This window comes from Pseudomonas sp. NPDC086278 (genome assembly GCF_050280905.1).
In the GTDB taxonomy this organism is placed as follows: Bacteria; Pseudomonadota; Gammaproteobacteria; order Pseudomonadales; family Pseudomonadaceae; genus Aquipseudomonas.
On sequence record NZ_JBNNWE010000154.1, the window covers coordinates 1 to 7376 of the forward strand.

Below are 7376 nucleotides of genomic sequence, written 5' to 3' on the forward strand. Positions count from 1 at the left end.
TTGAATTGCTTGAGTACGCCATTTCGGACGTCCGTGAGGAGCTTGGTGATTTCGATCCGCTATAGCGGCTGACTTTGAAGAAGTGGTTGAAATGCGTAATGGCCAGAAACGCAAAAGCGAGCGCAAGTTCTTCCCAGGTTATGTGCTGGTTCAGATGGACATGAATGAGGGTACTTGGCACTTGGTCAAGGATACTCCTCGGGTGATGGGCTTCATCGGCGGTACTGCTGATAAGCCGGCACCTATCACAGATAAAGAGGCAGAAGCGATTCTGCGTCGTGTTGCTGATGGTAGCGACAAGCCGAAGCCGAAGACGTTGTTCGAGCCGGGTGAGTCGGTACGTGTCAATGACGGGCCGTTCGCTGATTTCACCGGTACGGTCGAAGAAGTTAACTACGAAAAGAGCCGGATCCAAGTGGCGGTACTCATTTTCGGTCGCTCTACTCCGGTAGAGCTAGAGTTCAGCCAGGTCGAAAAGGTCTAGCTGATCAAGCATCCCAACCCCGCAGCCCTAGGCTGTGGGGTTTTGTCGTCACTGGGATAAACGCGCAAGTAACCGGGGAGCCTTTCGAGGCGTTTGAACCCGTAATTGGAGTGCCTCATGGCCAAGAAGATTACCGCTTACATCAAGCTGCAAGTGAAGGCCGCTCAGGCTAACCCAAGCCCACCTGTTGGTCCTGCTCTGGGTCAGCACGGCGTGAACATCATGGAATTCTGCAAGGCTTTCAACGCCCGTACTCAGGGTCTTGAAGCAGGTCTGCCGACTCCAGTGATCATCACTGTCTATAGCGACCGTAGCTTCACGTTCGAAACCAAGTCCACGCCTGCTTCGGTTCTGCTGAAGAAAGCTGCTGGTCTGACTAGCGGTTCTGCTCGTCCGAACACCGTTAAGGTTGGCACTGTGACCCGTGCTCAGCTGGAAGAAATCGCGAAAACCAAAAACGCGGATCTGACTGCAGCTGATATGGAAGCAGCCGTGCGTACTATCGCCGGTTCTGCTCGTAGCATGGGCCTTAACGTGGAGGGTGTGTAATGGCTAAGTTGACCAAGCGTCAAAAGGCTATCGCCGGCAAAATCGAAGCAGGCAAGGCCTACAACTTTGTAGACGCTGCTGCTCTGCTGGCTGAGCTGTCGACCGTCAAGTTCAGCGAGTCGTTTGACGTCGCTGTAAACCTGGGTGTTGATCCGCGTAAATCTGACCAGGTTGTTCGTAGCGCTACTGTGCTGCCGCACGGCACTGGCAAGACCGTTCGCGTTGCTGTGTTCACCCAAGGTCCAGCTGCTGAGGCCGCTCTGGCTGCCGGCGCTGACCGTGTAGGTATGGACGATCTGGCTGCCGAAATGAAAGGCGGCGATCTGAACTATGACGTAGTTATCGCATCCCCGGATGCCATGCGCGTTGTAGGTCAGTTGGGCCAGATCCTCGGTCCACGTGGTCTGATGCCTAACCCTAAAGTTGGCACCGTAACTCCAGACGTAGCTACCGCGGTTAAAAACGCCAAGGCTGGTCAGGTTCGTTATCGCACCGACAAAAACGGCATCATCCACACTTCCGTTGGCAAAGTCGGCTTTGATGCCGTCAAGCTGAAGGAAAACGTTGAAGCCCTGATCGCTGATCTGAAGCGTATCAAGCCAGCTTCCTCGAAAGGCATTTACGTCAAGCGCGTTACCCTGAGCACCACTATGGGCCCAGGTCTGGTCATCGACCAAGGCTCGCTCGACGCGTAAGACACAGGTTGGCGCAAGCGATTGCGCCAATTGAAAGATTGGGGTCCCTGCCTGGCGGGGGCTATCCAAGACCGTAGGCGACGCAAGTCTTAAACCTCAAGCCTACGCAGATGGTGCTCCCGGTTCCTTACCGAATCAGACACCAAAACGACATCCGGCTCCGGTTGGATGAAACGGTAACAAGCAGGAGTTAAACCCGTGGCAATTAAACTCGAAGACAAGAAGGCCATCGTCGCTGAAGTCAACGAGGCTGCCAATGTTGCCCTGTCTGCTGTTGTGGCTGATGCCCGCGGCGTGACAGTAAGCGCTATGACCGGACTCCGTAAAGAGGCTCGTGAAGCTGGCGTTTACGTACGTGTTGTACGTAACACCCTGCTCAAGCGCGCCGTTGCTGGCACTCAATATGACGTGCTCAACGACGTGTTCACTGGCCCGACCTTGATTGCATTCTCCAAAGAACATCCGGGCGCTGCTGCTCGTATCTTCAAAGAGTTCGCAAAAGGTCAGGATAAGTTCGAGATCAAGGCAGCTGCGTTCGAGGGCAAGTTCCTCGCAGCTAATCAGATCGACGTACTGGCAAGTCTGCCGACCCGTGACGAAGCAATTTCTCAGCTGATGAGCGTGATTCAAGGCGCAACCAGCAAATTGGCTCGTACTCTGGCGGCCCTTCGCGACCAGAAAGAAGCTGCCGCAGCCTAAGGCTGAGCGACTCCTTTCAGCGTTTATTGTTTATTTCGATGGCCGCGTAGGCTGTCACCCCAATACAGGAATTTATAGTCATGTCTCTGACTAACGACCAAATCATCGAAGCAATCGGCGAAAAATCCGTTCTGGAAATCGTTGAGCTGATCAAGGCCATGGAAGAGAAGTTCGGCGTTTCTGCTGCCGCTGCTTCCGCTGGTCCAGCTGCTGTTGCTGCCGTTGTTGAAGAACAAACTGAATTCAACGTCATGCTGACCGAAGCTGGCGAGAAGAAAGTTAACGTGATCAAGGCAGTACGTGAACTGACCGGTCTGGGCCTGAAAGAAGCCAAGGCAGTAGTTGACGGCGCTCCTGGCATCGTTCTGGAAGCTGTATCGAAAGACGCAGCTGACAAAGCAAAAGCCACTCTGGAAGAAGCAGGCGCTAAAGTCGAGCTGAAGTAAGCATCGACTTTGCACCTCCAGCCCGAGCGTTAAGCGAAAGGCTGATGGCTGGTGGCTCTTGCCACCGGCCTTTTTCCGTTATTGGCAGCCGACTGGGTCGGTGCTGGTAACGAGCTGTAACCACCCGATGCGGTGGCGCAAACCATGGGGTTTGCACGATTTTCTGGCTGCTCCCGTCGGGAGGGGCCAAACAAGCAGGTGACCAAGCTGGGGAACGCTGATGGCTTACTCATATACTGAGAAAAAACGTATCCGCAAGGACTTTAGCAAGTTGCCGGACGTCATGGATGTGCCGTACCTCCTGGCCATCCAGCTGGATTCGTATCGTGAATTCTTGCAAGCGGGAGCGACTAAAGATCAGTTCCGCGACGTGGGCCTGCATGCGGCCTTCAAATCCGTTTTCCCGATCATCAGCTACTCCGGCAATGCTGCGCTGGAGTACGTCGGTTATCGCCTGGGCGAACCGGCATTTGATGTCAAAGAATGCGTATTGCGCGGTGTAACTTACGCCGTACCTTTGCGGGTAAAAGTGCGCCTGATCATTTTCGACAAAGAATCGTCGAACAAAGCGATCAAGGACATTAAAGAGCAAGAAGTCTACATGGGTGAAATCCCCCTGATGACTGAGAACGGTACCTTCGTAATCAACGGTACCGAGCGTGTAATCGTTTCCCAGCTGCACCGTTCCCCGGGCGTGTTCTTCGACCACGACCGTGGCAAGACGCACAGCTCCGGTAAACTGCTGTACTCGGCACGTATTATTCCTTACCGCGGTTCGTGGCTGGACTTCGAGTTCGACCCGAAAGATTGCGTGTTCGTGCGTATCGACCGTCGTCGCAAGCTGCCTGCATCGGTACTGCTGCGCGCGCTCGGCTACACCACTGAAGAAGTGCTCGACGCGTTCTACACCACCAACGTCTTCCACGTGCAGGGTGAAAACCTCAATCTGGAACTGGTGCCTCAGCGCCTGCGTGGTGAAATTGCTGTCCTGGATATCCTGGATGACAAAGGCAAGGTTATTGTCGAGCAGGGTCGTCGTATTACTGCTCGCCACATTAACCAGTTGGAAAAAGCAGGGATCAAAGAGCTGCAAGTGCCTCTGGACTATGTCCTGGGTCGCACTACCGCCAAGGTCATCGTGCATCCGGCAACCGGCGAAATCCTGGCAGAGTGCAATACCGAGCTGAATACCGAGATTCTGGCAAAAATCGCCAAGGCTCAGGTTGTTCGCATCGAAACTCTGTACACCAACGATATCGACTGCGGTCCGTTCGTCTCCGACACTCTGAAGATCGACTCCACCAGCAACCAATTGGAAGCGCTGGTCGAGATCTATCGCATGATGCGTCCAGGCGAGCCGCCGACCAAAGACGCTGCCGAAACCCTGTTCAACAACCTGTTCTTCAGCCCTGAGCGCTATGACCTGTCTGCGGTCGGCCGGATGAAGTTCAACCGTCGTATCGGTCGTACCGAGATCGAAGGTTCGGGCGTGTTGTGCAAAGAAGACATCGTCGCGGTTCTGAAGACTCTGGTCGACATCCGTAACGGCAAAGGCATCGTCGATGACATCGACCACCTGGGTAACCGTCGTGTTCGCTGCGTAGGCGAAATGGCCGAGAACCAGTTCCGCGTTGGCCTGGTACGTGTTGAGCGTGCGGTCAAAGAGCGTCTGTCGATGGCTGAAAGCGAAGGCCTGATGCCGCAAGACCTGATCAACGCCAAGCCAGTGGCTGCGGCGGTGAAAGAGTTCTTCGGTTCGAGCCAGCTGTCCCAGTTCATGGACCAGAACAACCCGCTGTCCGAGATCACCCACAAGCGTCGTGTGTCTGCACTCGGCCCTGGCGGTTTGACTCGTGAGCGTGCCGGCTTCGAAGTGCGTGACGTACACCCGACTCACTACGGTCGTGTATGCCCGATTGAAACGCCGGAAGGTCCGAACATCGGCCTGATCAACTCCCTGGCCGCTTATGCGCGCACCAACCAGTATGGTTTCCTCGAGAGCCCGTACCGCGTGGTGAAAGACGCTCTGGTCACCGACGAGATCGTGTTCCTGTCCGCCATCGAAGAAGCTGATCACGTGATCGCTCAGGCTTCGGCCACGATGAACGACAAGAAAATGCTGATCGACGAACTGGTAGCTGTTCGTCACTTGAACGAGTTCACCGTCAAGGCGCCGGAAGACGTCACCTTGATGGACGTATCGCCGAAGCAGGTAGTTTCGGTTGCAGCGTCGCTGATCCCGTTCCTTGAGCACGATGACGCCAACCGTGCGTTGATGGGTTCGAACATGCAGCGTCAAGCTGTACCAACCCTGCGCGCTGACAAGCCGCTGGTCGGTACCGGCATGGAGCGTAACGTAGCTCGTGACTCCGGCGTTTGCGTCGTGGCTCGTCGTGGCGGCGTGATCGACTCTGTTGACGCCAGCCGTATCGTGGTTCGCGTTGCTGATGACGAAGTTGAAACCGGTGAAGCCGGTGTCGACATCTACAACCTGACCAAATACACCCGCTCCAACCAGAACACCTGCATTAACCAGCGTCCGCTGGTGCGTAAAGGTGATCGGGTTCAGCGCAGCGACATTATGGCCGATGGTCCGTCCACCGACATGGGTGAGCTGGCGCTGGGTCAGAACATGCGCATCGCGTTCATGGCCTGGAACGGTTACAACTTCGAAGACTCCATCTGCCTGTCGGAGCGAGTTGTTCAAGAAGATCGCTTCACCACGATCCACATCCAGGAACTGACCTGTGTGGCACGTGACACCAAGCTTGGGCCAGAGGAAATCACTGCAGACATCCCGAACGTGGCCAACTCCACACGAAACATGGTGTTGGGCAGGGTGTCGACGACAGTGCCTTCCATTTCGAAGCTGTCTTCTTTCGACATGCAGTAAAGCCCTCGGTGTCCAATGAATGGCCCGGTGCAACTGCGCCAGGCAAAAGCGGCGTGCATTGTGCCCGAAAAATGGGGTTTAAGCCAAGAGGTTCTAGTTCAGGATGACCCAGCGTTGATTAATCAGCAGTTCAATCGGGCGATATTGGGTCTTGTAGCTCATTTTTTTGCAGTTTTTGATCCAGTACCCGAGGTAAACGGCCTCCAGTGCCAGGCGCTGGGCCTCGGCGATCTGCCAAAGGATTGCGTAACGCCCCAGGCTGCGGCGTTCTTCGGCAGGCTCGTAGAAGGTGTAGACCGCCGACAAACCGTTAGGCAGTAAATCGGTCACGGCGACGGCCACCAGCCGACCGTCGAGGCGAAATTCGTAGAAGCGGGAAAAAGGCAGGTCGCGCACCAGAAATGTCGAGAACTGATCGCGACTCGGCGGATACATATCGCCGTCGGCGTGCCGCTGTTCGATATAGCGCTGGTACAGATCGAAATATTCTTCACTGAATTTCGGTTTCGCCGGGCGTACCTGCAAATCGACGTTGCGTTTGAAAATGCGTTTCTGCTGGCGGTTCGGAATGAATTGCGCCACAGGAATGCGCGCCGGGACGCACGCATTGCAGTTCTGGCAATGGGGCCGGTAGAGATGATCGCCGCTGCGACGAAAACCCATTTCAGACAGGTCTGCGTAGACATGCACATCCATGGGCTGACTAGGGTCGAGAAACAGGGTCGTGGCCTGCTCCTCTGGCAGATAGCTGCAAGAGTGGGGCTGAGTGGCATAGAACTTCAAGCGCGCCAACTCGGTCATGATCAACCCTCGGGATAACTTTGAATTAAGTGTAAGCCACGCGCGCAAAAGTCGCTCAGCAAACCCATGTGGCGCAACTGGGTTGATCCAGGTGCTGCGCAAGGTAGTGTGCGAAGTCGCGGCGCGGAATGGCTCGGGCACCTAGGCTGTGCAGATGATCGGTCGGCATCTGACAGTCGATCAGCACGAAGCCCGAGTCTTTCAGGTGTCGCACCAGTGTGGCAAAACCGAACTTGGAAGCGTTGTCGGCACGGCTGAACATCGACTCGCCAAAGAACAATTGCCCCATCGCCAGGCCATACAGGCCGCCGACCAGCTTGCCATCATCCCAAACCTCCACCGAATGCGCGAAACCGCGGTGGTGCAATTCGAGGTAGGCATTCTGCATCGCTTCAGTGATCCAGGTGCCGTCGGCGTAGTCTCTCGGCGCAGCGCAGGCGCGGATGACGGCGGCAAAGTCCTGATCGAAGGTTACTTGATAGCGTTGCTGGCGCAGAAGTTTGCCAAGGCTGCGCGAGACATGCAGTTCGTCGGGAAACAGCACGGTGCGTGGATCCGGCGACCACCACAGGATCGGCTGACCTTCGGAGAACCAGGGGAAGCAGCCGTGGCGGTAGGCCTGAATCAGCCGATCGGCGGACAGATCGCCACCCGCGGCCAATAGGCCGTTGGGGTCGCGCATGGCTTTTTCCAGCGGCGGGAAGGTCAGGGTGTTGCGTTGTAACCAAGTCAGCATGGCATCCGGGCTTACAGAAGGGGAGGGCAGCGATGGGCCGTCGGCCCACCGCCAAGTTTGCCGTCAAACGACG

The 7376-nt window shown here is 55.9% G+C and carries 6 protein-coding genes and 3 pseudogenes; 6 read left to right on the forward strand and 3 right to left on the reverse strand.

Translation table 11 applies throughout. The features are described from left to right. Positions 1–76 precede the first annotated feature (76 nt). The 6 genes and pseudogenes from nusG to rpoB form a co-directional block, all read left to right on the forward strand. Positions 77–484 (forward strand): annotated as a pseudogene (gene nusG, locus ACQKP4_RS27695) (transcription termination/antitermination protein NusG); the annotation flags it as partial. Positions 485–601: 117 nt separating this feature from the next. Then, on the forward strand, positions 602–1033 hold the full coding sequence (gene rplK, locus ACQKP4_RS27700) for a 50S ribosomal protein L11 (RefSeq protein WP_095147410.1): 432 nt from the start codon (positions 602–604) through the stop codon (positions 1031–1033). Further along, the gene (rplA, locus tag ACQKP4_RS27705) at positions 1033–1728 is read left to right on the forward strand and encodes a 50S ribosomal protein L1 (protein WP_019693883.1); all 696 of its coding nucleotides are present in this window, start codon (positions 1033–1035) and stop codon (positions 1726–1728) included. The genes rplK and rplA overlap by 1 nt, the downstream gene beginning before the upstream one ends. Before the next feature lie 198 nt (positions 1729–1926). Continuing rightward, on the forward strand, positions 1927–2427 hold the full coding sequence (rplJ, locus tag ACQKP4_RS27710) for a 50S ribosomal protein L10 (RefSeq protein ID WP_028621539.1): 501 nt from the start codon (positions 1927–1929) through the stop codon (positions 2425–2427). A gap of 80 nt (positions 2428–2507) precedes the next feature. After that, positions 2508–2873, forward strand: a complete 366-nt coding sequence (rplL, locus tag ACQKP4_RS27715) for a 50S ribosomal protein L7/L12 (RefSeq protein ID WP_007896630.1) — start codon at positions 2508–2510, stop codon at positions 2871–2873. Between the two features lie 220 nt (positions 2874–3093). Continuing rightward, a pseudogene (gene rpoB, locus ACQKP4_RS27720) lies at positions 3094–5697 on the forward strand (DNA-directed RNA polymerase subunit beta); the annotation flags it as partial. Here rpoB and ACQKP4_RS27725 read toward each other — a convergent pair. The 3 genes and pseudogenes from ACQKP4_RS27725 to aat all read right to left on the reverse strand — a co-directional run. Continuing rightward, positions 5682–5759, reverse strand: a pseudogene (locus tag ACQKP4_RS27725) (translation initiation factor IF-1); the annotation flags it as partial. The pseudogenes rpoB and ACQKP4_RS27725 overlap by 16 nt on opposite strands. Positions 5760–5859: 100 nt before the next feature. Next, positions 5860–6567, reverse strand: coding sequence for an arginyltransferase (locus ACQKP4_RS27730; RefSeq protein WP_427637206.1), 708 nt, complete (start codon positions 6565–6567; stop codon positions 5860–5862). A gap of 55 nt (positions 6568–6622) precedes the next feature. Further along, positions 6623–7303: a leucyl/phenylalanyl-tRNA--protein transferase gene (gene aat, locus ACQKP4_RS27735; RefSeq protein ID WP_427637208.1), complete on the reverse strand. Its 681-nt coding sequence runs from the start codon at positions 7301–7303 to the stop codon at positions 6623–6625. Positions 7304–7376 lie beyond the last annotated feature (73 nt).